This window comes from Paenirhizobium cremeum (genome assembly GCF_047553425.1).
Taxonomy (GTDB): domain Bacteria; phylum Pseudomonadota; class Alphaproteobacteria; order Rhizobiales; family Rhizobiaceae; genus Allorhizobium; species Allorhizobium cremeum.
In genome coordinates this window covers 1,137,252-1,163,145 of record NZ_CP180217.1, presented here as the reverse complement: position 1 = coordinate 1,163,145, position 25,894 = coordinate 1,137,252, and the positions used below count along the sequence as shown (strand labels likewise).

Genomic DNA, 25,894 nt, shown 5'->3' with positions numbered 1-25,894 from the left:
GGGTTCACTCGACGTCGGAGCGACGAAAGATCTCCAGGCCGTCAGGACCTAAGGCGAGCGAGCGAGCGAGAACGAAGTCCGGCGGCACGGTCGACGGAAGCACCGGAGACGCAATGCCGCCCGTTCCGACGACAGTGGCGCCCCGAAAGAGCCAGATCTCATCAACCAGCCCGAGATCGAGAAAGGATCGCGCGACGCGCGCTCCGCCCTCGACCAGCAGCGACGAAATACCGCGAGCGGTAAGCGCAAACAGAAGCGCTTCGAGATCCTCCGATTGCAGGACCTCCACGCCGGCCGACTGCAGGGCATTTTTCCGGCCGGAGAAGCCTTCGTCGTCGTCCGCGCCGGCAATAGAGACGACCGGAACCTCTCTGGCGCTTCTCACCAGCTTCGAGCCGAGAGGCAATTCCAGCCTGCGATCGAGGACGATGCGCAAGGGTGAACGGTCCGCAAGTCCCGGCAAGCGTACCGTCAGTTCCGGATCGTCGGCAATTGCGGTGCCGATCCCGACGAGGATCGCGTCGGTCTCCGCGCGAAGCATCTGTACCTGAGCGCGAGCGAGAGGACCGGTGATCGCCACCTGCCCCGCTCCATCGCGGCCGATCATGCCATCCTGCGAAACGGCAAGTTTCAGAATCACTTGTGGACGCGCCTTCGTCTGACGGGTGAGGTAAGCGGACAGAGCCTTGCGACCCTCCTCTTCCAGAACGCCGCTTGCCACCTCAATGCCCGCCTCCTCAAGCATGGCAAGTCCCCGTCCCGACACCCGTTCGTCGGGGTCCGTCACGGAAACGACGACACGGGCAACACCGCTTGCGATCAGGGCATCGGCGCAGGGCGGTGTCCTGCCGTGATGCGAGCAGGGCTCAAGGGTGACATAAGCCGTCGCTCCCCTCGCCCTTTCCCCGGCATCGGCAAGAGCCTGCGGTTCGGCATGGGGCCGGCCGCCCTCGGCGGTAACGCCGCGACCGACGATGATGCCGTCCCTGACGATCAGGCAACCCACGGAAGGATTGGTGGAAGTGCGGCCGAGGTTCCACTGCGACAGGCGGATCGCGGCCGCCATGTAGCGCTCGTCATCCGGCGCGGCGGCCAAGGATCACTCCATGCCGCTATCGCGGGAAATCTTCGCATTGATCTCCGCGATCACCTGCTCGAAGTCTTCCGCATGGGAAAAGTCGCGATAGACGGATGCATAGCGCACGAAACCGACGTCATCGAGGCTCTTCAGCGCCTCGAGAACCTGCAGACCGATCTCTTCGGAGGAAATTTCGGTCTCGCCGGAGCTTTCCAGCCTACGGACGATGCCGGAAACCGCACGCTCGATGCGATCGTTGTCGACCGGCCGCTTGCGCAGCGCAATCTGGAACGAGCGCACGAGCTTGTTGCGATCGAAGGGCACCTTGCGACCGGTTTTCTTGACAACCATGAGCTCGCGCAACTGCACCCGTTCGAAAGTCGTGAAGCGACCGCCGCAATCCGGGCAAATACGCCGCCGGCGGATGGAGGTGTTATCCTCCGCCGGGCGGGAATCCTTGACCTGGGTATCGTCCGAACCGCAGAAGGGGCAGCGCATGCGTCTTCCTTACATGTAAGGATACATCGGGAAGCGGCCGGTCAGCTTGACCACCTTTTCCCGGACGGACGCCTCGACTGCGGCGTTGCCCTCGTCGGAATTCGCAACCTTCAGGCCATCGAGAACTTCGATGATGAGATTGCCGATTTCCTTGAATTCGGCCTCCTTGAAGCCGCGGGTCGTGCCGGCCGGCGTGCCGAGACGAACGCCGGAGGTGACGAATGGCTTTTCGGGGTCGAACGGGATGCCGTTCTTGTTGCAGGTGACGTAGGCGCGGCCGAGGGCGGCTTCCGCCCGCTTGCCGGTCGCGTTCTTCTTGCGCAGATCGACCAGCATCAGATGGTTGTCGGTGCCGCCCGACACGACATCCACGCCGCCGGCGATCAGGGTTTCGGCAAGAGCCTTGGCGTTCTTGACGATCTGGGCCGCATAATCCTTGAACTCCGGCTGCAGGGCCTCGCCGAGGGCCACGGCCTTGGCGGCGATGACATGCATCAGAGGTCCACCCTGCAGGCCGGGGAAGACGGCCGAGTTGAACTTCTTCGCCAGATCCTCGTCATTGGTCAAGATCATGCCGCCGCGCGGGCCACGAAGCGACTTGTGCGTGGTCGTGGTCGCGACATGGCAATGCGGGAACGGCGACGGATGCTGGCCACCGGCGACGAGGCCCGCAATGTGGGCCATATCGACCATCAGGTAGGCGCCGACTTCGTCGGCAATCTCGCGGAAACGCTTCCAGTCCCAGATACGGGAATAGGCGGTGCCGCCTGCGATAATCAGCTTCGGCTTGTGGGTGCGGGCCTTTTCGGCAACGGCATCCATGTCAAGCAGGTTGTCACCTTCGCGCACGCCGTAGGAGACGACGTTGAACCACTTGCCGGACATGTTGACCGGCGAACCGTGGGTCAGGTGGCCCCCGGAATTGAGGTCGAGGCCCATGAAGGTGTCGCCCGGCTGCAGCAGAGCGAGGAAAACGGCCTGGTTCATCTGCGAACCGGAATTCGGCTGGACGTTGGCGAAGTTGACGCCGAACAGCTTCTTGGCGCGCTCGATCGCCAGTTCCTCGGCGATGTCCACGAACTGGCAGCCGCCATAATAGCGCTTGCCCGGATAACCCTCGGCATACTTGTTCGTCATGATCGAACCCTGAGCCTCAAGGACTGCGCGGGATACGATATTTTCCGAGGCGATCAGCTCGATTTCGTGACGTTGGCGACCCAGTTCCTTCTCGATCGCGCCGAAGATTTCCGGATCGGTTTCGGCAAGCGGACGGGAAAAGAAGGCATCTGTGTTCGACATGATTGAATGCTCCTGACGGGTTGATGCCAAGGGGTCTTACCGCCACGAATGGTCAAGGGCAATACGGGACGCGACATTTGCGCATCAAAGAGCGATAGGACGCTGCGAGCCGGGAGAATTTCCGAAAAGGGAGGCGGCAATCAGGAAGCCTGGCGCCACTGATGCTGCTCGACGAACCGTTCCAGATCGACGGACGTCATCGGCTTTGCAAAGGCGTAGCCCTGCAAAACGTCGCAACCGAGTTCCTTCAAAATCTGCGCCTGTTCCATCGTCTCGATGCCTTCGGCGATCACCTCGATGCCGAGCGATTTGCCCATATCGATGATCGAGGACACGAGCCGCCGCTTCTCCAGCGAAATCAGCACCGGCGCGACGAACTGGCGGTCAATCTTCAACCGCTTCGGATTGAGCTTCAGCAGGCTGACGATGGACGCGTAGCCCGTGCCGAAATCGTCGATTTCGATTTCGATGCCGAGTTCCTTGATCTGCTCTATGTTGGAGGATATCGCCTCGTCGGTCTCATCGAGGAAGACCGATTCCACCAGTTCGAACGAGACGGTGCCGGGCCTGAATTTCATCGTCCGGAGATTGTCGATCAACTGCCGATCATTCAAGCGCCGGGCCGACACGTTCACGGCCACCTTGGGTATGGCGAGGCCGAGGGTGTTCCAGTGCTCCAGATCGGCGATCGCCCGGTCGAGAATGATGCCGTCGATCGTGCCGAGCACGTTCAGGTCGTCGGCAATGCCGAGGAAATGCGAGGGCGCCAGTATCCCCTTGGTGGGGTGGTTCCAGCGGACCAACGCCTCGACACCGACGATCTCATGGGTGCGTGCATCGAATTGCGGCTGGTAGAAGCTGATGAATTCCTTCTGCTCTATGCCCCGCAGGATGTCGTCCGCCGTCCGCTTGGTGTCGACGATCTCGCGCTGGATTTCCTCGGAGAAGAATTCGCTGTGCCCCTTGGCCCGCTGCTTCACCCGGTAAAGCGCGATGTCGGAATTGACCAGCAGGCTCTTCGGATCGACCTTCTCACCCATGCCGACGGCAATGCCGACGCTGGCCCCGACGCGGCAGAGATGCCCTTGATAGGGCACGGGCTGACGTATCTTTTCGATCAGTCCGTCCGCTTTGGCGGAAAGTGCCTCGTTGTTCTCCTCCGTCACGTGACTGACGATAACGAACTCGTCGCCGCCGACACGCGCGATGAAATCGTCTTCACCGACCTCCGACTTTATGAGTTTCGCGACATAGATCAGCATATTATCGCCCGCTGTGTGGCCGAGCGTATCGTTGATCTGCTTGAAGCGGTCGAGGTCTACATGCAGCAATGCGATGCCGCTGCCGTCTCGCCGGCAGGATTCGGCATATTGCGCCAGTACATGATCGAGGAAGCGCCGGTTCGGGAGGCCGGTCAGGGCGTCATGGAGGGCATTGTATTCCAGGCTCGCCCTCGTCGCCTCGAGTTCGCGGTTGCGCGCCTCCGCAAGGTTCTTGGCGTTTATCAGAGCGGCGTTGGCCTGCTCCATCTCCTCCTTGGCCTCGGTCAGCTCTTCGAGCGTCTTCTCGTGGCGGGCGATCTCCTTGATGAGCTCCGACTGGCTGTCGACGACGCTGGCATAATAACTGGCCATGAAGAAGGCATAGACGGTCGCGCTGAAAGCCGAAACCATGCCTGCATAGACCATGTTTTCGAGCGGTATATTGTCGGGGAAACGCTCCCCGTGGAAGATATAGGCCGCCACGAAGATCGACAGGCCGAGCATGAGCTGGGACAGCACCACGAGACGCGTCACCAGCGTCGCCCCCATATAGAAGAAGGCGAGCATCGGCATGACGACATACCACATCAGGAAGGGAGAGCTCGCCCCGCCGTAGTGGTATGAACCCCAGAGTATGGCGAAGTTCAGGTTGAGGATCGAAAGCTGCGCCAGCGCGCCGTAGCTGCGTGGAAGCAGCTTTATCAGCGGAAGAAAGAGCCAGAAGCCGAAAATCGAGGCCGCCAGGATCGGCACCTGCGGAGAGGGAGCCGGATCGATGACGAACAAGCTTATGGGTATCGGCGCGCCGGTGATGGGCCCGAACATATGACTGATGAGAAACATGCGTACGCGTTTACGCGTGTGCACATCTTCTTTCAGATGCGCCGGCGTCAACCAATCGATGGCTGTCTCGAGCCGGGAAACAAGTGTCATGCGACAGCCTTTCAACCGCAGAGCTCGTCAACTCTGTGTGAAATGTGTTTCCAAACAGTAAATTCAATCGTTAAACGCTGTTAACATCGGCGTTTGACGACAAAAAAGGCATGTTGACGCTATGTACGCCTAACAAAAAGCATATAAGCTTTCACTCAAGCTGCGGCCGAGGCGGCGGTACCCGGCGATTTTAAGGGATTTTCATCCGTCGTCACGCAGAGCTCGAGATCGGTGCGCGCCGCATCGAGCGCCTGCCCCAATGCTACGACGACGCGGTCGACATCGGCATGGGTATGATCCGCCATCACCTGGAAACGGAACCGCGATTCCGCCTTCGGAACAGCCGGATATTCGACAAGATTGGCGATGCCGCCGAAATCGGGGAGACGGCGCGCGATCAGTCGTCCGAGCGCTTCGCTGCCCACGAAGACCGGCACGATGGGTGATGGCACGCCGAGCGCGCGAAGCCCCGTATTTTCCACGGTTCGCCGCAGATAGAGAATGTTGTCCATCAGACGATGGCGCCGTTCGTCGCCCTCCTCGGACCGGATGATATCGAGCGCCGTTGCGACCACCGCGGCCTGAACCGGCGAGAGCGCATTGGAAAAAGTCTGGGTGGCGCTGAAGTATTTTAGGTACTCCGCCGCGCTCCGCGTCTTTACCGAAACGAAACCTCCGTTGGAGGCAAAGCTCTTCGAGAAGGAACCGATCAGCACATCGGCAGCGCCAAGCATTCCGGTCGCCCCGAGATTGCCGAGACCGCCCGGGCCCATTGCGCCGAGATCGTGGGCGCAGTCGATCAGCAGCGTCGCCCCATACGTGTCGCATGCCTCGCGCAGACCGGCGAAATCCGGCACGTCGGAATGCATCGAGAAGAGGCTTTCCGTGACCACGAGGATGCCGGCATCCGGGAATTTCTCACGGATCTTGCTAAGCCGCCGGATTACCGCCCCGGTATTCAGATGGGCGAAATGATGAATGTTCTGGGTGGCTGCGCGCGCACCTTCCTGCAGGCAGGAATGGGCAAGCACGTCCATGACCACATGATCGTCGGGACGGACGAAACCCTGCACGGAAGCAAAACCGGCCGACCAGCCGGTGGGGTAGAGCACGACCTCCCTGCCCCCGAGGAAATCCGAAAACTTGGCTTCGAGCTCAAGCGAGTTGGCCGTATTGCCGAGGAGAGCGGCCGAGCCGGCGCTGTGCACGCCATAACGTTCGACCGCCTCGATCGCCGCCTGCTTGATGCGCGGATGGGAGGAAAGGCTGAGATAATCCTGGGAAGCGAAATTGATGCCCTGGAAGCTTCGGTCCGCATCGGAGCGCACCTTGCAAAAGGTTGCCGGCGCCGTTTCCGTCGAGCGGGCATATGGCCACACTTCGTTTCGCCGCCGCAAATCCTGCCATTCGAAGAAACCGTCGACGCGACCGACAAGATCGGGACCTGTCGGCGCCCGATAGTCCCTCAGGCTGCCCTGAAGGGCTGCTGCTGGAATGCTGACTTTCCGGCTCGAGCTACTCATATCCATCGTGGGTCCCAGCCTCCAACTCAAACAAATGGCCAGTCAGATGATATTTTCGGCTGATGGTTAACACAACTGAAAATTTTAATGAATTTTTAACGATTAGAACTCGTCACCCGATAGCGGTATGCTGCGCGATCGTTAACGCGCGTCCGCCGCCCCGCTCGAGCATGGGGCGGCGGATGCATGCGCCGTTTATTGGGGCAGGATATCGTCCTCTACGGAACCGGAGACCTGTTCGACGCCGATGTTGGTCTGCAGGGCCAACTGGGCGTTTCCGTCCTTTCCGTAGATGTCGTCACGGAACTGGACGACGTTGTCCTTCGCCGACCAGGCAGTCAGGTAGACCCAGTGAACACCGATTTCATCCGAAACCGGGATCGGCGTGTTGACGCGGCTTGCGATCACGCGCTCGATCTCCTGGCGGTTCCAGCCGGGTGTGTTCTTCAGCACCCAGACAATCAGGTCGCGCACGTTCTGGACGCGCACACAGCCCGAGGACTCGAAGCGCATCAGCTTGTTGAACAGGCCCTGCGTCGGCGTGTCGTGCATGTAGACGGCTTCGGGGCTCGGGAAGTTGATCTTCGTCGAGGACATCGCATTGATCTTGCCTGGGTCCTGGCGGAACATCAGGTTCGGCGCCTTGGGCGCGAACCAGTCGATGCTCTCTGGCGACACCTCATTGCCCTTGCCATCGATCAACCGGATGTTGTTGCGCGCCAGATAGGTCGGGTCCTTACGCATCAGCGGCACGATGTCCTTTTCGACAATCGAGCGCGGCGCAGTCCAGTACGGATTGAGGATGATGTCGGACACCTTGGAGCTGACCAGAGGCGACGGGCGGGTGTCGCGGCCGACAATCGCGGTATTGCGAAGCGCCACCCGATCGCCCTCGACGGCTTCTACATAGGCCGCGGGAATGTTGACGACGATGTAACGATACTCAATCGGCTTGGCGGTGATGTCCTGGAGGCGCTGCAGATTGACGTTCAGCTGCATCAGGCGGGTGTCGGCGGAAACGTTGAGGGCCTTCAGGGTGAATTCGCCGAGAACGCCGTCCTCCGGCAGACCGTGGCGTGCCTGAAAACGCTTCACCGCGTCATCGACATAGGTGTCGAAGGCGTTCGACATGCCGGCCGAGCGGTCGAGGTCGCCGGAGATCATCAGGCGCTGGCGAAGCTGCTGGACCGACGGGTCGATGACGCCGATCTTGAGCTTTACCGCGGGATTGACCTGCGGCCAGCCGCCGTTGGAGACGATGGCCTGATAGTTGGCAATGGCCTGCTGGAAGTTAATGAGATTGCTGGCGCTGAGCATCGGCGTGTTCGACACGACAGCTGCCGTTGCGCGGGAAGCCTGAGCATCGAACTGGTCGTCCCAGTTGCCGCGCCTCGGAGCGGTGATCAACTCATCGACGGCCGTCTGTGCTGCGGCCTGACCGGCGATGGCGGCTGCGCCTGCTGCTGCGGCACCGCGCAACAGGGCGCGGCGTGACAAGTCGACAATTCCGGATTTCTTCGACATCTTCCCTACCGTTTTCAATTCAAACGAAAACCATCCTCTAGCAAGGCATGGTTAACAAACGGACGCCAGGGCCTGTTTTCGGCATACAGGCCTGAGGCGCCGCGACGGATACATGACCGTCCTTTGATGTCCGGCGCTCACACACCAATATGGCCAATTCGTGGCTCCGGCTATTGCACGAACTGTCGTATTCCTGTCATATTATGTTTTGTTACAAAATATTACGATCGAAGAACGCCATGGCACGCAAGGACTTTCACGGCAGGTTTAGCAGCCGGCTCGATATCGCGGAATGCAAGTTCGAGACGGCCGGATCACTAAAACGTGTCTACACGCACCCGGACATGCAGGATGTGGTTCTAAAAATCATAGATCCGGCGAGGACATCCGGAGATGCCCGTCTGAAGGGCGAAAGCCTGATGAAGCGGACAAACCCGCTCGGTGTCTATCGCGGCTTTCGGCGGGAACTCACCCAATACCTGATCCTCAGCCGTCGCTGGAACGAAGACCTGCGGGGCGCGCCGCCGATTGCGGTGCCCTGCGGCCTGGTGTCGACGACAGCCGGGCTAGCGCTCGTGACCGAAAAGATCGGCGGTACCGGCGACGCACTTGCCCCGACGCTTGAAAAACTGTTTGAGAACGGTGCATTGGCCTTCAAGCACCTGAAAGCGCTCAATCGCCTTTTCGACGATTGCATGGAGATGCACGTGGTGCTCTCCGACATGCATATGCGGCAGTTTCTATATAGCGAAACCCGCTCCGGCCGACCCGAATTCGTGGTCATCGACGGGATCGGCGAGAAGAATATTATCCCGCTGCGCTCGCTCAGCCCCCTCCTCAACAGGCGACGTCTCAAACGCGCCCGAGACGGTCTTTTCGAGGCCATCTTCGCACGCTATCCGGCCCTTAAAGCGGAGTGGACCGGGAAGCAAACCAATGCATCCCGGCCAGAGCTGGCAAGCAAACCCGTTGCTTAGAGGCGATACAAGATCTGGTCGTTCCAGAAGCGGTCCAGACGCTGCAGCAGCTTGTTCATCTGGGTGAACTCGTCGGAACCGATACCGCCGACCTTCTGGATCGAGCCGATATGCCGCTCGTAGAGCTTGGCAACGGTTTCGGCGATTTCCTGGCCGCTTTCCGTCAGGCTGATGCGGACCGAACGACGGTCGATGCGCGAGCGCTGATGGTTGATGAAGCCGAGATCCACCAGTTTCTTGACGTTGTAGGAAACGTTGGAGCCGAGATAGTAGCCGCGCGAACGCAGTTCGCCGGCGGTCAATTCGGAATTGCCGATGTTGAACAGCAGAAGTGCCTGAACGGCGTTGACGTCGCTGCGACCCTGACGGTCGAACTCGTCCTTGATGACGTCGAGAAGGCGGCGGTGCAGGCGTTCAACGAGATGGAGCGATTCCATGTAGAGCGAACGGATCGCCTCGTCCTGCGGTGCCAGGGTGTTCTGCTGCGGCTTGAGCTTGGTGTTCATGTCGGTCTGCCTCACTGTTTTGTCTGGCGGCTTTGTTTTTCTCCCGCCTTGTGAGTGACCATATCCAATGCACATAAAATTCTACTTAAAACGCAGGCTTAACAAGAGTTTACCGGCAAGAGCGATGACATTACGGTAAATCAAGCCTTATCTCCTCCTGTTTGTGGCGCTTTTCGAGCCACAGCGCCAGGCGGAACACGACATAGACCAGCGCGACCAAAGCATGCATGGCAATCACGATCGGATTGGCGCCGAAAACCCCGGACCAGAGGCCGTGCATGAGGATCTGCGTTCCGGCCGCCAGCGCCCAGATGACCGGCCCCCAGGAGACGGTCAGCCAAAGCCCGAGGGCCGCAACGGGGAAGATGACCGAGAGACTGGCGCCCGCGACCTTCCACGGCAGTGACAGAAGGTCGAAGCGTCCCTGCCCGCCCAGCGAATAGCCGACCAGCATCCCCCAGTATTGCAGGCCGAACCACAGGCATGCGATCGCGATCAATCTCAAAAAGATCACGAACAGGATTTCCGCGACGCTGCCTTTCGGTGCATGTTGAGAATCAGGCTCCATGCGCGAAGCATATGCGCAAGGGGCGTGTCGTTGCCAGTCATGGCGCGACGAAGCGCCTCTTTGCGGTTTTTCAATTGCTGGATTACAGCAGGGTTCCCCCTTGCAGAGGAAGACGAGGCAATACCATGCAGGACAAGACACATCTGGTCGACGAGATCACCGGGCACCGCCGCATGCGGCGCAATCGCAAGGCCGACTGGACAAGACGCATGGTCCAGGAAAACCGGCTGACGGTCGACGACCTCATCTGGCCGATCTTCGTCGTTCCCGGCGAAGGCATCGTCGAGCCCGTCGCCTCCATGCCGGGCGTCAACAGAATGTCTGTGGATAAGGCTGTCGAGGCAGCGAAGGAGGCGGCCGATCTCGGCATTCCGGCGCTGGCGACCTTTCCGAATATCGAGATGGAACTGCGCAACGAGACGGGATCGCAGATCCTTGAGGCGAACAACCTGATCAACCGCACCACGGCTGCAATCAAGAAAGCCGTTCCCAATATCGGCGTCATCACCGACGTTGCACTCGACCCCTTCACCAGCCACGGCCATGACGGCATCCTGCGCGGCAGCGAAATCGCCAACGACGAAACCGTCGAACAGGTGGTGCGCGCCGCAGTGCTGCAGGCAGACGCCGGCTCCGACATCATCGCTCCTTCCGAGATGATGGACGGGCGCATCGGCGCCATTCGCCGCGGGCTGGATGCCGCCGGGCACCAGAATGTCGGCATCATGTCCTACGCGACGAAATTTTCCTCGGGCTATTACGGCCCCTATCGCGAGGCCATCTCGACCGGCGGGCTGCTGAAGGGCGACAAGAAGAGCTACTACATCGATCCGGCCAACGGGACCGAAGCGATCCGCGATGCTGCGCTCGATGTCGAGGAAGGCGCAGACATGCTGATGGTCAAGCCCGGCCTTCCCTACCTCGATATCTGCTGGCGGATGAAGGAGGCCTTCGGCCTGCCGGTTTTCGCCTATCAGGTTTCCGGGGAATACGCACAAATCAAGGCCGCGGCGCTGAACGGCTGGCTGGACGGCGACAAGGTCATGCTGGAAACGCTGCTCTGTTTCAAGCGTGCGGGCTGCGATGGCATTCTCACCTATTTCGCCATGGATGTGGCGCGGCATCTCGCCAAGAACGGCTGAGGCTTTCAGGGGCAGACGGCCGGAGCCATTGTTTTTCCGCCGTCTGTCCCCATATGCTTTGGTGAATGACAACGGAGCCGACCATGAGCCTCGACACCAACCCGATCTATGCAGCACCGGACGACTGGCGGGCCTATAGCGGCGTGCTGTCGCGACGGGTGTTCGCTTTCCTGATCGATTACCTGCTTGTTGGGGCTCTCTGGATCCCGGCGGCCATCTTCGTCTTCTTTTTCGGCATCATCACGCTGGGCTTCGGCTGGCTGCTCTATCCGATCCTGTTCTTCGTCGTGGCGGGCCTTTATTTCGGTCTCTCCCTTGCGGGACCGAGCCAGGCAACGCCGGGAATGCGCGCCATGGGCGTTGCCATGGTCCGCCTCGATGGCCGCAAGATCGATTTCGTCACCGCGATCGCGCACCTCGCACTGTTCTGGATTTTGAATTCGGTGCTGACGCCGCTGATTCTGCTGGCCGGCCTGTTCATCGAAAAATCGCGGCTTGTGCACGACCTTTTGCTCGGCACGGCGGCTGTCCGTACCGCCTGAACACGCGCTCATCCGAACAAAACGTGCGGAACACGCCATCCTCCAGGGTTTGGCGTGTTCTTCTTTGATGACGGATAGTTGACGTTTTTTATTCTTGCGCCATGCTAATGAAAACCATGGTCGCCAGAGGAATCCGACCGCCAAGATGAACACCCAGACGTCTCCGTCCCCGCAATTCTACCTCACGGCGCCGGCGCCGTGCCCGTACCTGCCGGGGGAAATGGAGCGCAAGGTTTTCACCCATCTCGTCGGTCCGCGTGCGACCGAGATGAACGACCTGCTGACGCAGGGTGGCTTCCGCCGGTCGCAGAACATCGCCTATCGCCCCGCCTGCGAATCCTGTCGCGCCTGCATATCGGTGCGCATTCTCGTCGATGAGTTCGAGCCTGGCCGTTCCTTCAAGCGGGTGAGCGCCACGAACCGGGACATCGTCTCGACCGTCTTTCCCGCCCAGCCCTCGACCGAACAGTTTTCACTCTTTCGTACCTACCTGGATCATCGGCATCAGGAAGGCGGCATGTCCGACATGTCTGCGCTCGACTATGCCATCATGGTCGAAGATACGCATGTGCAGACCCGCGTCATCGAATATCGGCTGCGCGCGCCCGGTGACGGGCTCGGCGGCCAGCCGCGCGGAGAACTGGTGGCGGTCGCCTTGTCGGATCTGATGAGCGACGGGCTCTCCATGGTCTACTCCTTCTTCAACCCCGCCATGGTAAAGCGGTCTCTCGGCACGATGATGGTTCTCGACCATGTCAACCGGGCGAAGGCGCTCGGACTTCCGCATGTCTATCTCGGCTATTGGGTGCGCGGTTCCAACAAGATGGACTACAAGACCCGCTTCCTGCCCCAGGAGCACCTGACGAACCAGGGATGGGAACGCTACATCCCCGACGAGCAGGCGGCCGCTCTGGCAAAAACATGACATCATCCCCTTCCCGACCGGGCTTCCGCAGGACCGGGTCTCCCGACGGTATCGTGGTCGTTCCGCCGATGGGAAAATCGTTCGCACGAATATGGACCGAATGCCTGCAGCCCGCGAACCTCAGACTTCTATGACCGCTTCGACGGGCCTCCGCGGCGAATAGGTCATCGCCGGCGCATAGCCGAAGCGCAGGACGATATCAGGGCGCCGTCCACCAAGGCCTGCCAGGACGGAAAGGTCCCCTCGCAGCGCCGCGACCTCGACCGGCTGGTTGACGAACGCAGTCCTCAGACCCAGCACGGTCGCCATAAGGCAGAAACGCTGGCATGCCCGCCCAACGGCAATCCAGCCGGCCGGTCCCTCCGCGGCGGCGGAGAAGACCGCCACCCCGGCCGAACTGTCCATGTGGCGCTTGTATTTGTCGGCCTCGGAACCGGGCCTGAAAGCGAGATCGAACGCGACCGGCCCGAGCCATTCCGGCAATGCCGGATTGCCGCTTGCCGGCGAATACAGGCCGTCACCCCTGTGCATCGCGACATAAGGACTGAAGCGCAGCCAATCCTTGAGCTCTCGGATAAAAGCGCGATCCGCCATCTGGACGTCGTTACCGGCAATGACGAGGTCTCTCACCCGGTCGACCTGCGAACGTTGCGTGACGAGAACGGTATCCACGCCTGCGACCGCCGCGCTTTTCGCCAGGCTTTCCAGATCCCCCGGGGCAACCGGCCTGCCGTCGTAGACGCTGCGGGTCGATTGCCTCAACGGAATTGCAGGGGCCATTTCCTTCAACCGCTCGTCGCTCGGAGCACCACGGGACAGCGTCACGGCCACGCCGTTTTGCCCTTCGTCCACCACCGCAACCTCCGCAACACGGTCTGCCGACGCGGCGGCGATCACAAGATTCTCGAGCGCGCAGCCAAGGCTCACATAAAGATGATGGTCGTCAGGATCCACCGCCGGCGTACGGCGCGAGAAATCCGGACGGATGGAGATGCGGTCGCCGGAAAGGCGGAAAACCCATGGCTGGGTGTTATGGCCGTTGGCGGCAAGCGTCGCATGGCGCACCAGTTCGACCAGCGGCGGATCGGCGCCGAGCGGCGCGCGAATCCTCTCAGCATAGTCCTGATACCGACGGCTCCCGAGACCGAGGGCAAGCACAGTTCCTCCGGTTCCGAGAGCGATGAGCCCCGCCCCGCCTGTCAGCATCGCTCGCCTGCTCAACATCGCCAGCCTCCATCTTCTTCGACGGCAGTCTAGCCGATAAACCGCACAAGCTCTTGCCCAGGATCAAGGACACGGGAACCGGACGCCAGAATCCGCTTCCTCAGGGATCACGCCCAACCGATAAACTGACGGCTCAACCGGAGAACTTGCCGCTGCGAGGGAAGCCCTTCGGAACGGTGCGGCCAGCCGCGGCACGGTCGCCCATCCATTCGGCAAGTTCCTCCTTCGACTTGCTGAAGACGCGGCCGGCGCTGTCTTCCCAGGTCAACCCATCGGCGATCGCGAAACACTTGATGTCCGAGATGCCGCCATCCTTGTAACGCTGCAGGCGAACGCCCTTGCCACGCGTCATTTCCGGCACCTGCACCAGCGGGAACACCAGCAGCTTGCGGTTCTCGCCGACAACGGCCACATGGTCGCCGGAGACGGGAACCACCAGCTTCGCCTCGTCCGGCATGCCGACATTCATCACCTGCTTGCCCTTGCGGGTGTTGGCGACGATATCGGACTCGGCAACGATAAAGCCGTTGCCCACGGTCGAGGAGAAGAGAAGCTTGCGACTGCCATCGTGCACGAAGGCGGTCAGCACGTCCTGATCGTTCTCCATGTCGACCATGATACGCAGGGGTTCGCCGTGTCCACGGCCGCCCGGCAACTTGTCGCCGCCAAGCGTGAACACCTTGCCGCCGGTCGTGACCAGCAGGATCTTGTCCGTGGTCTGCGCCGGGAAGGCAACTTTCAGGCCGTCGCCTTCCTTGAAGGTCAGGCTCGACGTATCGGAAATGTGCCCCTTGAGCGCCCGTATCCAGCCCTTCTCGGATACCACGACGGTGATCGGTTCCTTTTCGATCATCGCCTGCTGGATGGCCTCACTGTCGGCGTCCGGCGCGTCAGCGAACTGGGTGCGGCGGCGGCCGAGTTCGGTTGCCTTGGCGTACTTCTTCTTGACCTCGCCAATCTCCCACGCGACCGTCTGCCACTGCTTTTCGTCGGAAGCGAGCAGCGCCTCGATCTCGGCCTTTTCCTTGCTGAGTTCCTCGTGTTCCTTGCGGATCTCGAATTCCTCGAGCTTGCGCAGGTTGCGCAGCCGCATGTTGAGGATCGCCTCGGCCTGAACGTCGGTCAGGTCCCAACGGGCGATCATCACCGGCTTGGGCTCATCCTCCTCGCGGATGATGCGGATGACTTCGTCGAGGTTGAGATAGGCGATCAGCAGGCCGCCGAGGATTTCAAGGCGGCGATCGATTGCGGCAAGGCGGAAACGCGAACGGCGAACCAGAACATCCTTGCGGTGTTCCAGCCACTCGCTCAGAACCTCGTTCAGCGCCATCACCTTGGGCACCTTGCCCTGCGACAGCACGTTCATGTTGAGCGGAATGCGGCTTTCCAGCTCGGTGAGCTTGAACATCGATTCCATCAGCAGCGTCGCGTCGACCGTTCGGCTCTTCGGCACCAGCACGATGCGAACGTCTTCGGCGGATTCGTCGCGGATGTCTTCGAGAAGCGGAAGCCGCTTGGCGATCAGCAGTTCGGCGATCTTCTCGATGAGCCGCGACTTCTGTACCTGGAACGGAATCTGCGTGACGATGATCTGGTAACCACCGCGACCGAGATCCTCGGTCTCCCAGCGGGCACGCACACGGAAGCCGCCGCGACCCGTGCGGTAGGTCTCCAGCATGCTTTCGCGGCTCTCGACGATGATGCCGCCAGTCGGGAAGTCCGGACCCTCGATACCGCCCTTCTGGGGATTGGCCGGATCGGCCAGCAGTTCCTCGACGGGTGCGCCAGGGTTCTTAATCAGGTAAAGGGCCGCGTCGCAGATCTCGTGTGCATTGTGCGGCGGGATCGACGTCGCCATGCCGACGGCGATGCCGGAAGCACCATTGGCGAGCAGGTTCGGGAAGGCGCCGGGAAGAACGACCGGCTCCTCGTCTTCCTCGTTATAGGTCGGGCGGTAGTCGACGGCATCCTGATCAATGCCCTCGAGCAGCAGCGCCGCGACATCGGTCATGCGCGCTTCGGTGTAACGATAGGCAGCGGCGCTATCGCCATCGATGTTGCCGAAATTGCCCTGTCCGTCCACGACCGGGTAGCGCTGGGAGAAATCCTGCGCGAGACGCACCAGCGCGTCATAGACCGACTGGTCGCCATGCGGGTGGAACTTACCGATGACGTCGCCGACGATACGGGCGCATTTCTTGAAGGCCGAGTTCGGGCGAATGCCCATCTCGCTCATCGCATGGATGATACGACGATGGACCGGCTTTAGGCCGTCGCGCACGTCGGGCAGCGCGCGGTGCATGATCGTCGACAAGGCATAGGCGAGGTAGCGCTCTTCGAGCGCCGCCTTGAGATCGACCGGCTGAATGTTGTCGCCGCCGTCATCCGGCGGAGTAAGATTTGTCCCCATGGTCTTTCAACTAGACGAGAAGGCCGGAAACGGCAAGGAATCAGCGCAATCCGGTTGTGGATTAGCTGAGGTGTGACGAAAGTCACCACCCTTTAACCTAGGTCAAAATGTCATGGCAAAAGCGATGGAAGTTTCGCAATCTGCCAATATAAAGACATGCTGTTGGTCGCGAATGACGTAACTCAGAGCCGTTTTCTCCGAAAGGAATGCACATATGACCTTCTCCCGCACTTCCCGGCTGCTGCTGGCTGGCGCCGCCTTCGCAACGCTTTCCGGCCCGGCATGGGCGCTGGACGGTCAGGATCTCCTGAAAAAGATCAATGCCGCCTATGCGGCGGGTAGCGGCGCGATTTCCGCCGAATCGGTGGAGGTCAACGGCAGCGCGGTCACCCTCAAGGGCTCCAAGTTCACGACGACCGGCCCGCAGGAAAAATCGGTCCCGCTCGGAGACCTGACGCTGAAGGGCGTCAGCGAGGAAGACGGCGGCGCCTATTACATCGAGCGCATCGATTTCCCGGCAGTGGATTTCACCGAAGAAAAAACCAGAATCTCGGTCAAGGATCTCTACCTTGCAGGCGTGCATGTGCCCGGCAGCACCGATGGCAACGACCTCAAGTCGATGATGCTCTATGACGAAGCCCATAGCGGCCCGATCGACGTCAGCGTCGACGGCAAGCCGGTATTCACCATGGCCGAGGCTTCCGCCACCACAACGGTCGGCGACGACGAGAAATCGCTTTCGTTCGAAGGCGGCGTCAGCGGCCTCAAGGCAGATCTTTCCGTTGTCGAGGATGCCAAGAGCAAGGAAACCATCGACGCGCTGAACCTTCAGAACCTTGAGGGCGACGTCTCTTTCTCGGGCAGTTGGGAACTTGAAAGCGGCACGATCGACATCGAGGAATACAGCTTCGATTTCGCCAATATCGGCCGTCTGAACCTGGCATTCAGCCTCTCCGGCTACACCATGGACCTCGTCAAGCAGCTTCAGGAAACCGCCCGCACGATGCAGGGCCAGGAAAACAACGAGCAGGCCCAGCAGGCCGCCGGTCTCGCCATGCTCGGCCTCATGCAGCAGATGTCTTTCGTCAGCGCCGAAATCAGCTTCGAGGACGACGGCATCACCAAGCGGGGCCTCGATTTTGCCGGCAAGGAACAGGGTACCACCGGCGACCAGATGGCCCAGATGGTCAAGGCAATGGTGCCGATGATGCTCGCCCAGGCCAAGCTCGGCGCGCTGCAGAACGAGGTCTCCACCGCCGTCAACACCTATCTCGACGATCCGCAGAACCTGACGATCAGCGCCGCACCGGAAAAGCCGGTCCCCTTCCCCATGATTATGGGTGCCGGCATGGGCGCACCGGAAACCATTCCGCAACTGCTCGGCGTGTCCGTCAGTGCCAACGAAGAATAAGCAGTCTCTCGGAAAAGCTCAGGGGCCGTCCTTCAGGACAGCCTCTTTCGTTTCGTATGGCTCGCCACCTTCCGGATCGGAGGATGCGGCGCGGTTATGCAGGAATAGCGCAAGCGCGAAAGCCGCGCCGATTGCCGCTCCCACTGCGACGTCAAGAAAGCGTACCAGACCTGCGGTCGCGGGTCCCATGACCATCACCAGCAAGGCCGAAGCGCCGGCTTGAATGGGAACGACGGGTGCAAGATTTATCAGGGCGCCGATCAGCACGCCCAGAAAGACGCACAGCAATATCCGGATTTCGAGAAACGGGATCGGCAGCAGGAATGCGAGTTCTCCCACCAGTATCCCGATCGTCACGCCCACCATCATGTTCAATGTCTGGCGAAAATGATTGGGAATGCCGGATGCAAGGCAGATGATCGCGGTGATCGCGGCGAAGATCGGTTCCGGATGGCCGAACAGCCAGCGCGCCAGATAAAAAGACAACGCCGCGGCAATGGCCGCGGCGCTGGCGTGAACTGCGATATCCCGGACTCGCTCAGGAATCCGGAATGCCATCACATCAATCCTTCTTCTGCGGCACCACGCGCAGCGCAAGTTCGCGAAGCTGGGTCGGCGTGGCCTCGGACGGTGCGTTCATCAGGAGATCCTGCGCCTGCTGGTTCATCGGGAACAGCGAGATTTCGCGCAGGTTCTTGGCGCCGACAAGCAGCATGACGATGCGGTCGATACCGAAGGCGCAGCCGCCATGCGGAGGCGCACCATACTGGAACGCGCGGTACATGCCGCCGAAGCGCTCCTCGACATCGGCCTTGGAAAGACCGACCAGTTCGAAGGCCTTGACCATGAGTTCCGGAGACTGGTTACGGATCGAGCCCGAGGCGATTTCGAAGCCGTTGCAGACCGCATCGTACTGATAGGCCTTGATCGTCAGCGGGTCCTCACTGTTCAGCGCGTCGAGGCCACCCTGCGGCATGGAGAACGGGTTGTGCGCGAAGTCGACCTTCTTCTCATCCTCGTTCCATTCGTAGAACGGGAAGTCGACGATCCAGCAGAACTCGTAGCGGTCGCGATCGATCAGGTTGAGCTCGTCGGCGGCGCGGTTACGGGCCTCGCCGGCAAACTTGTAGAACTTGGACGGCTCGCCGGCGACGAAGAAGCAGGCGTCGCCTTCGTCAAGGCCGAGCTGGTTGCGGATCGCTTCGGTGCGCTCCTCGCCGATGTTCTTGGCGAGCGGGCCGGCACCTTCCAGAACAGCGCCTTCCTGGCGCCAGAAGATATAGCCGAGGCCCGGCTGGCCCTGGCTCTGGGCCCAGGCATTCATGCGATCGCAGAAGGCGCGACTGCCGCCGGTCTTGGCGGGAATAGCCCAGACCTCGACCTTCGGGTTGGAGGCGATCATGTTGGCGAAGACCTTGAAGCCCGAACCGGCAAAATGCTCGGTGACGGATTCCATGACGATCGGGTTTCTGAGATCCGGCTTGTCGGAACCGTATTTGCGGATCGCCACGTCATACGGAATGCGCGGCCATTCCTTGGTAACCGGCTTGCCTTCGGCGAACTGCTCGAAGACGCGGGTCATCATCGGTTCCATCGTCTGCCAGACATCTTCCTGGGTGACGAAGCTCATTTCGACGTCGAGCTGGTAGAACTCGCCCGGCAGACGGTCGGCGCGCGGGTCTTCGTCACGGAAGCACGGAGCGATCTGGAAATAGCGATCGAAACCGGCAACCATCAGGAGCTGCTTGTACTGCTGCGGCGCCTGCGGCAGGGCAAAGAACTTGCCCTGATGAATGCGGCTCGGCACCAGGAAGTCACGCGCGCCTTCCGGCGAGGAGGCCGTCAGGATCGGAGTCGTGTATTCGGCGAAACCCGCCTCGCCCATGCCGGAACGCATGGCGGAGATAATCTGGGTGCGCTTGACGATATTTTTGTGCAGCGTCTCGCGGCGCAGGTCGAGGAAGCGGTACTTGAGGCGCACGTCTTCGGGATAATCGGGCTCGCCGAAGACCGGCAGCGGCAATTCCTTGGCGGCGGAGAGAACCTCGATCTCCTGTGCATAGAGCTCGATTTCGCCGGTCGGCATGTTCTTGTTGACGGTATCCTCGGTGCGGGCCTTGACCACGCCGTCGATGCGGATCACCCATTCGCCGCGCACGGCTTCGGCCAGCTTGAAAGCCGGGCTGTCGGGATCGGCCACCACCTGGGTGATGCCGTAATGGTCGCGCAGATCGATGAAGAGAACGCCACCGTGGTCACGGACACGATGGACCCAGCCGGAGAGACGGACGGTTGCGCCGACATCGGGCTTGCGGAGGGCGGCGCAGGTGTGGCTGCGGTAACGGTGCATTTTTCAGAGCTTTCCTGGACTAAGGTAACGGCCGAAAAGGCGCGCGGGCGACCATAGACAACCGATAAAAATCGGGCGGAAAAGCGCACGGACTGTCCGATTTGTCAAGGCTGGAGCATATGTCGCCGAGATTTCCGCTGTAACAGCACAACCCTCTGCTCTACAAGGTGCATCCTGTGACGGCGGCGACTCAAGGCGGCCGCTCATCCATGCAGGTCCCATGAACGATATCCGGCCCCTCATCCCTCTTCTCATCACCGCAGGCATCCTGATCGGCGGCAACGGCCTGCAAGGCACGTTCATCTCGCTTCGCGCGCTTGAGGAAGGCTTCTCCACGTCGATGATCGGCATCATCGGCACGGGCTACAATATCGGCTTTGCCATCGGCTGCATTTACGTGACCCGCATCATCCGGTCGATCGGGCACATCAGGACATTCAGTGCCCTGGCGGCGATCGCCTCGGCGGCCTCCATTTCCATGCTGCTCTTCATCCATCCGACGAGCTGGTTCGCCATGCGGCTCATCCAGGGCCTCTGTTTCGCCGGCCTCTTCGCCGTCGTCGAAAGCTGGCTCAACGCACGGGTGACGAACAGCACGCGGGCGCGCACCCTTTCCATTTACCGCTTCGTCGATCTCGGGGCCGTGACGCTCGCGCAATACATGATCCCGGCGGTCGGCATCGGCGGCTTCGAACTCTTCACCATCATCTCCATGGCGCTCACTCTGTCGCTGGTGCCGATCTCGTTTGCCGACCGGTCCAGTCCGGCGCCGCCGCAGGCCGTGCGCTTCGATCTCCGCGTTCTGTGGAAAGTCTCGCCGCTTGCGACCGTCGGCTGCATCGTCGTCGGCCTCACCAATTCCAGCTTCCGTTCGCTCGGGCCGATCTATGCCGACGGTATCGGTATGTCGATCACCTCGATTGCCACTTTCATGAGCGTCGGCATTTTCGCGGGCGTGGTGCTGCAATATCCGCTCGGCCATTATTCCGACAAGCTGGACCGCCGATTCATCATCCTCATCTCCGCATTCGGAACCTTCTCGGCCGGTCTTTTCCTCGCCTTCGTCGCCGGCACGAACGAGTGGCTGAATTTCGTCGGCATCTTCGTCTTCGGCGCCTTCGGCATGCCACTTTATTCCCTCTGCTCGGCCCACGCCAACGACCATGCCGCCCCGGGCCAGCATGCGCTGGTATCGGCCGGCACGCTGTTCTTCTGGTCCATCGGCGCCGTCATCGGCCCGCTTTTCGCTTCCTTCATGCTCGATCACTTCGGCCCCCGGGCGCTCTTCATCTACACGACCGCCGTGCTCTTTGCCTTCATGGTCTACACGCTGCAGCGCATGAGCGCCCGCGAGGGGGTGCCGGCAAGCAGCCGCCGAAGCCGTTTTCGCAATCTTTTGAGAACATCGACCTTCTTCAACAAGCTGGCGACACCGCCGACCGAAAAGGACGAGGACTGACCTGCGGCAGTTTGGCCGCCAGCCCGATATTGATGATTTTCCACCTCAACTTTAAAAGAGGCGAAACCTCATCTGCCGGAGACGCCTCATGGCCCTGCTGACCCGCCGCACTCTCCTCAAGGCATCGGCCGTGGCCGGAGCATACGCTTCGGGCATGGCGTTCCTGCCTCGCCTCACCAGCGCGCTCGCGGCCGCCGATCCGCTCAAGCTCGAAGCTTACAGGCGCAGCGCGGAAATCGACGGCAAGGCGGCGACCGAGGGGGTCATGAGCTATCGTCTGGGCGGCGACGATACGGCCGATGCCCTTCCGCCCGTCCTTCGAGCCCGCCGCGGAAAACCCTTCGCCGCCCGTTTCGACAACCGGCTCGACGAGCCGAGCACGGTTCACTGGCACGGGCTTAGGATCGACAACGCCGTGGATGGCGTTCCCTTCCTGACCCAGCCCTATGTCTATCCGGGCGACGGGTTCGACTACGCCTTCACCCCGCCGGATGCCGGTACATTCTGGTATCATCCCCATTGCAACACGCTCGAACAGATCGGCCGCGGCCTTGCCGGCATGTTCATTGTCGAGGACCCCGACGATCCGGTCTTCGACGCGGAAGTGGCGCTCAACCTTCGCGACTGGCGGCTTGGCGGCAACAGCCAGTTCATCGAACAGTTCAAGGCGCGCGATGCGGCCAAGACCGGCACCTTCGGCACGGTGCGCACGGCAAACTGGCAGATCGAACCGAGCTATGATGCCCCGGCCGGCGGCCTCGTCCGCCTGCGCATTCTGGTGTCCGATGTGACCCGCATCTACAACCTGAAAATGGTGGGCGCGGAAGCCCTGATCGCTGCCATCGACGGGCAGCCGGTTCCCCGGCCTATTCTCCTCGACATGGCGGTCGTCGCTCCCGGCCAGAGGCTCGATCTCGTGGTGCGCATGCCGGAGACGGAAGGCGAAACCGCAGCACTCGAGGACATCCGGCCATCGACGCCGAAGGTGGTCGCCCGGCTGCGCTCAGTCGGCCCATCGCTGAAGCGGAGCCTCGGCGACGTGGCGCCGCTTGCACCCAACGCACCCGTGGAAGCCGATCTCTCCGACGCGACCCCGGTTCCGCTCGTGCTCAGCGCGACCGCAGAGGAGGCTGCCAAGGATTCCATCTGCGGTTCGCTCGGCTATTCCTTCTGGGCCATCAACAAGGTCCCCTATCCCGGCGACAGCTCCGATCCGATGGCACCGCTCGTCGAGATGAAGCTCGGCAAGACCTATCTCTTCAATCTGGAAAACGTGACGCCGCACGCGCATCCCATCCACATCCACGGCATGAATTTCAAGGTCATCTCATCTTCCAGGGGGCCGGTTTCGCCTCTGGTGTCAGATACCTATCTCGTGCTGCCCGACGAAAAGGTCCAGCTCGCGGTCGTCGCCGACAATCCGGGCGACTGGGTGCTGCATTGCCATATCATCGAACATCAGAAGACGGGCATGACCAGCTACGTGCGAGTCGTCTGACCCGCCAGGCCAGCCATATGGCCCTATTCCGTGACTTGACAGCAGACAAGCCACGCTGGCATCAACTGGCAACGACACCAGCGCAGGAAGCTGCCGTGACCGACCTTGCTGCCACGCTCCGCACCCTTGAGCCCTATCCCGGAATCTACGCCTACTACGACGGCCGTATTTCCGGCAAACGCCTGTATTCGACTGACAGAAACTGGCTGGACGATGGTGCTTACAGCCTCGGCGTCGCCAGTTACGCCATCGTTTCCGGTAACGAGGCACTCGTCTACGACACGCATATTTCCCTGGATCATGCCCAGGCGGTGAGGCGTCATCTGGAAGGACTCGGCGTCTCCCGTATTCGCGTCGTGCTCAGCCACTGGCACACCGATCACATCGCCGGCAATGCGATCTTTGCCGATTGCGAAATCATCGCCAACCGGCTGACGGCGCAGGCGATGGCGGATAACGCCGCAGCTCTTGCCGCCGAAAACCCGCCCATCGATCCTGTCGTCATGCCGAACAGCCTTTTCAACGAACGTCTCGAACTCGACGTCGGCAAGCGAAAAGTCGAACTCCTGCAGTTCGAAATCCACAGCGCCGACGGAACGGTGCTGTTCCTGCCCGATATCGGGGTCCTCCTCGCCGGCGATACGCTGGAGGACACGGTCACCTATATTTCCGAGCCGGAACATACGCTTCGTCACATCAAGGAACTGGATCGCCTCGCGCAGCTTCCCATCCGCCACATACTGCCGAACCACGGCTCGGAGAAACGTATTTCCGGCGGCGGTTATGCGCCGGACCTGATCCAGGCGAACCGCGATTACCTCATGCGTCTCATGGAAACGATCGACGATCCCGATCTCGACAAGACCAGCCTTGCCGATTTCGTCGCCTCCAATGTGATGCAGGGAAGCATCAGCTATTTCGAGCCCTATGAGCGGGTCCACAGCGACAACATCGCCGCTCTCCGCAATAGAAAGCAAGCCAGCCTCACGATTTAGCGTCGCAGATGGCGAAAACGGGGAGCAACTGTCGCAAGCGCGGCCCCAGCAGCCCGATCATATTGACATCGCCGATCTAAAGGAGAACTAAGGCTAGCAACCTTTTTTCATGACCGAGCCGAAATGATCGACACTACCGCCGCATTAGAGGAAGCCTGCCACAAGCTCGCCCAATCGGATTTCATAACCATCGACACCGAATTTCTTCGGGAAACCACCTTCTGGCCGGAGCTTTGCCTGATCCAGATGGCCAGCCCCGATCTAGAAGTGATCGTCGATCCGCTGGCCAAGGGTCTGGACCTCGCGCCGTTCTTCGCCCTGATGGCGGATGAGTCGGTGGTCAAGGTTTTCCATGCCGCCCGGCAGGACATCGAAATCATCTTCCACCTCGGCAACCTGATCCCGCATCCGATCTTCGACACCCAGGTGGCGGCGATGGTGTGCGGTTTCGGCGACAGCGTCTCCTATGACCAGCTCGTGCAGAAGGTGAAGAACGTCCATATCGACAAGACCTCGCGCTTCACCGACTGGAGCCGGCGCCCCCTTTCCGACAAACAGCTCGAATACGCGCTGGCGGATGTCACGCATCTGCGCGAAGTCTATCTGCGGCTGAAAGACGAGTTGGAGCGCGAAGGCCGCGCCGAATGGCTGACGGAAGAAATGGCCATCCTCGAATCGCGCGAGACCTACGACCTGCACCCCGACGATGCCTGGCAGCGGCTGAAAATGCGGCTGCGCAAGCCGCAGGAACTCGCCGTCATGCAATATGTTGCCGCATGGCGCGAACGCGAGGCCCGCGGCCGCAACGTGCCGCGCTCCCGCGTTCTGAAGGACGATGCGATCTACGAGATCGCCCAGCAACAGCCCAAGGATACCGAGGCGCTCGGCCGCCTGCGCACCATACCCAAGGGATGGGAACGCTCCTCATCGGGCGCGGCCATCGTCGATCAGGTCAATGCGGCGCTGGCATTGCCGAAATCGGATATGCCGCATGTCCAGCGGCACAGCCACGCCCCGGAGGGAGCGCAGGCCGCAGTCGAACTTCTCAAGGTGCTGCTGCGCCTGACCTCGGAAAAGCATGGCGTCGCCTCCAAGGTGATCGCCAACAGCGAAGACCTGGAAAAGATCGCGGCCGAAGGCGAGAAGGCCGACGTTCCGGCGCTGCAGGGCTGGCGTCGCGACCTTTTCGGCGATCTGGCGCTGAAGCTGATTTCCGGCGGCGTCGGGCTGCGCTTCGTCGACAGGCGCGTCGAAGCGGTGGAATTCTAAGCAGATGCCGGCCCTGCGGCTGCGGCGCGCATCGCCCGACGACGTCGGTTTCATCATGGAAACCGAACGTCTGCCGGGTTATGACTACTTCATAGGCCGTTACAGCGTGGACGAGCACAAGCGGTATATGGCAAGCGAAGCCTTCGCCTATCTGATCGGCGAAGACGTGACCGGATCACCGGTCGGCTTCGCGATCCTCAATGAGCTCGACAACCGGGATGGCAATGTCTGTCTCAAGAGGGTCGCGGTGGCCGTTCCGGACCGGGGCTGCGGATCGCAGCTGGTGAGCGCTACGATCGATTTCGCCTTTCGCGAAACGGAAGCTTTCCGCCTCTGGCTGACGGTGGTTCGCGGAAATGGCAGGGCGCTTTGCGTCTACCGCAAGAGCGGTTTTGTCGAGGAAGGCGCCCGACGGCAGGCCGCACTGCTTCCCGATGGCAGCCGCGCCGATATGGTCATGATGTCGATGTTGCGCCCCGAATGGTCGGCGCGAAACTGAGG

22 protein-coding genes are annotated in these 25,894 nt (G+C 61.1%); 10 read left to right on the top strand and 12 right to left on the bottom strand.

The window, feature by feature from the left end; genetic code table 11:
- Positions 1-4: 4 nt before the first annotated feature.
- From ribD to ACLBKR_RS05710, 6 genes are all read right to left on the bottom strand, one after another.
- Entirely contained in the window at positions 5-1,066 is a 1,062-nt protein-coding gene (ribD, locus tag ACLBKR_RS05735; RefSeq protein ID WP_162748262.1) for a bifunctional diaminohydroxyphosphoribosylaminopyrimidine deaminase/5-amino-6-(5-phosphoribosylamino)uracil reductase RibD, read from the bottom strand.
- A 33-nt stretch (positions 1,067-1,099) separates the two neighbouring features.
- Positions 1,100-1,576 carry a transcriptional regulator NrdR gene (nrdR, locus tag ACLBKR_RS05730; RefSeq protein WP_112827217.1) on the bottom strand — a complete coding sequence of 159 codons (477 nt, stop codon included), beginning with the start codon at positions 1,574-1,576 and terminating at the stop codon, positions 1,100-1,102.
- A 9-nt stretch (positions 1,577-1,585) separates the two neighbouring features.
- Entirely contained in the window at positions 1,586-2,875 is a 1,290-nt protein-coding gene (gene glyA / locus ACLBKR_RS05725; protein WP_113338750.1) for a serine hydroxymethyltransferase, read from the bottom strand.
- A gap of 140 nt (positions 2,876-3,015) precedes the next feature.
- Positions 3,016-4,980, bottom strand: coding sequence for a putative bifunctional diguanylate cyclase/phosphodiesterase (locus tag ACLBKR_RS05720; protein ID WP_414900963.1), 1,965 nt, complete (start codon positions 4,978-4,980; stop codon positions 3,016-3,018).
- Positions 4,981-5,225: 245 nt separating this feature from the next.
- The gene (locus ACLBKR_RS05715) at positions 5,226-6,599 is read right to left on the bottom strand and encodes an aminotransferase class I/II-fold pyridoxal phosphate-dependent enzyme (RefSeq protein ID WP_414900961.1); all 1,374 of its coding nucleotides are present in this window, start codon (positions 6,597-6,599) and stop codon (positions 5,226-5,228) included.
- Between the two features lie 189 nt (positions 6,600-6,788).
- A complete protein-coding gene (locus ACLBKR_RS05710) occupies positions 6,789-8,117 on the bottom strand; it encodes a L,D-transpeptidase family protein (protein ID WP_112827220.1) in 1,329 nt (442 codons plus the stop codon).
- 173 nt (positions 8,118-8,290) lie between these two features.
- Between ACLBKR_RS05710 and ACLBKR_RS05705 the strand changes: the two genes are divergently transcribed.
- On the top strand, positions 8,291-9,094 hold the full coding sequence (locus ACLBKR_RS05705; protein ID WP_162757768.1) for a YrbL family protein: 804 nt from the start codon (positions 8,291-8,293) through the stop codon (positions 9,092-9,094).
- On the opposite strand, the gene ldtR is transcribed toward ACLBKR_RS05705, so the two are convergent.
- Complete coding sequence (gene ldtR, locus ACLBKR_RS05700; protein ID WP_112827463.1) at positions 9,091-9,600, bottom strand: transcriptional regulator LdtR; 510 nt, start codon at positions 9,598-9,600, stop codon at positions 9,091-9,093. The genes ACLBKR_RS05705 and ldtR overlap by 4 nt on opposite strands.
- 130 nt (positions 9,601-9,730) lie before the next feature.
- Complete coding sequence (locus tag ACLBKR_RS05695; RefSeq protein WP_112827222.1) at positions 9,731-10,168, bottom strand: DUF6163 family protein; 438 nt, start codon at positions 10,166-10,168, stop codon at positions 9,731-9,733.
- A gap of 125 nt (positions 10,169-10,293) precedes the next feature.
- Between ACLBKR_RS05695 and hemB the strand changes: the two genes are divergently transcribed.
- The 3 genes from hemB (at position 10,294) to ACLBKR_RS05680 (ending at position 12,777) form a co-directional block, all read left to right on the top strand.
- Positions 10,294-11,310 carry a porphobilinogen synthase gene (hemB, locus tag ACLBKR_RS05690; protein ID WP_112827223.1) on the top strand — a complete coding sequence of 339 codons (1,017 nt, stop codon included), beginning with the start codon at positions 10,294-10,296 and terminating at the stop codon, positions 11,308-11,310.
- An 83-nt stretch (positions 11,311-11,393) separates the two neighbouring features.
- On the top strand, positions 11,394-11,852 hold the full coding sequence (locus ACLBKR_RS05685) for an RDD family protein (RefSeq protein WP_113448752.1): 459 nt from the start codon (positions 11,394-11,396) through the stop codon (positions 11,850-11,852).
- Between the two features lie 145 nt (positions 11,853-11,997).
- Entirely contained in the window at positions 11,998-12,777 is a 780-nt protein-coding gene (locus ACLBKR_RS05680; RefSeq protein WP_112827225.1) for an arginyltransferase, read from the top strand.
- A gap of 120 nt (positions 12,778-12,897) precedes the next feature.
- Here ACLBKR_RS05680 and ACLBKR_RS05675 read toward each other — a convergent pair whose 3' ends face one another.
- Positions 12,898-14,001 (bottom strand): Acg family FMN-binding oxidoreductase, encoded by a 1,104-nt coding sequence (locus tag ACLBKR_RS05675; protein WP_414900956.1) that lies wholly within the window; start codon positions 13,999-14,001, stop codon positions 12,898-12,900.
- A 133-nt stretch (positions 14,002-14,134) separates the two neighbouring features.
- The gene (gene parC, locus ACLBKR_RS05670) at positions 14,135-16,411 is read right to left on the bottom strand and encodes a DNA topoisomerase IV subunit A (protein WP_113448753.1); all 2,277 of its coding nucleotides are present in this window, start codon (positions 16,409-16,411) and stop codon (positions 14,135-14,137) included.
- A gap of 214 nt (positions 16,412-16,625) precedes the next feature.
- Here parC and ACLBKR_RS05665 point away from each other — a divergent pair, with 214 nt between their 5' ends.
- The gene (locus tag ACLBKR_RS05665; protein ID WP_113444073.1) at positions 16,626-17,822 is read left to right on the top strand and encodes a hypothetical protein; all 1,197 of its coding nucleotides are present in this window, start codon (positions 16,626-16,628) and stop codon (positions 17,820-17,822) included.
- A gap of 18 nt (positions 17,823-17,840) precedes the next feature.
- On the opposite strand, the gene ACLBKR_RS05660 is transcribed toward ACLBKR_RS05665, so the two are convergent.
- Both ACLBKR_RS05660 and aspS read right to left on the bottom strand, forming a co-directional pair.
- On the bottom strand, positions 17,841-18,380 hold the full coding sequence (locus ACLBKR_RS05660; protein ID WP_113448754.1) for an FUSC family protein: 540 nt from the start codon (positions 18,378-18,380) through the stop codon (positions 17,841-17,843).
- Positions 18,381-18,384: 4 nt separating this feature from the next.
- A complete protein-coding gene (aspS, locus tag ACLBKR_RS05655; protein WP_414900953.1) occupies positions 18,385-20,172 on the bottom strand; it encodes an aspartate--tRNA ligase in 1,788 nt (595 codons plus the stop codon).
- A 220-nt stretch (positions 20,173-20,392) separates the two neighbouring features.
- On the opposite strand from aspS, the gene ACLBKR_RS05650 reads away from it, so the two are divergent.
- The 5 genes from ACLBKR_RS05650 to ACLBKR_RS05630 all read left to right on the top strand — a co-directional run bounded on the left by ACLBKR_RS05650 (position 20,393) and on the right by ACLBKR_RS05630 (position 25,892).
- The gene (locus ACLBKR_RS05650) at positions 20,393-21,631 is read left to right on the top strand and encodes an MFS transporter (RefSeq protein WP_113338745.1); all 1,239 of its coding nucleotides are present in this window, start codon (positions 20,393-20,395) and stop codon (positions 21,629-21,631) included.
- An 88-nt stretch (positions 21,632-21,719) separates the two neighbouring features.
- Positions 21,720-23,129 (top strand): multicopper oxidase family protein, encoded by a 1,410-nt coding sequence (locus tag ACLBKR_RS05645; RefSeq protein WP_113486715.1) that lies wholly within the window; start codon positions 21,720-21,722, stop codon positions 23,127-23,129.
- Between the two features lie 95 nt (positions 23,130-23,224).
- Complete coding sequence (locus tag ACLBKR_RS05640) at positions 23,225-24,124, top strand: MBL fold metallo-hydrolase (RefSeq protein ID WP_414900950.1); 900 nt, start codon at positions 23,225-23,227, stop codon at positions 24,122-24,124.
- A 123-nt stretch (positions 24,125-24,247) separates the two neighbouring features.
- Complete coding sequence (gene rnd / locus ACLBKR_RS05635) at positions 24,248-25,393, top strand: ribonuclease D (RefSeq protein WP_113486711.1); 1,146 nt, start codon at positions 24,248-24,250, stop codon at positions 25,391-25,393.
- A 4-nt stretch (positions 25,394-25,397) separates the two neighbouring features.
- Positions 25,398-25,892, top strand: a complete 495-nt coding sequence (locus ACLBKR_RS05630) for a GNAT family N-acetyltransferase (RefSeq protein WP_113486709.1) — start codon at positions 25,398-25,400, stop codon at positions 25,890-25,892.
- Positions 25,893-25,894 lie beyond the last annotated feature (2 nt).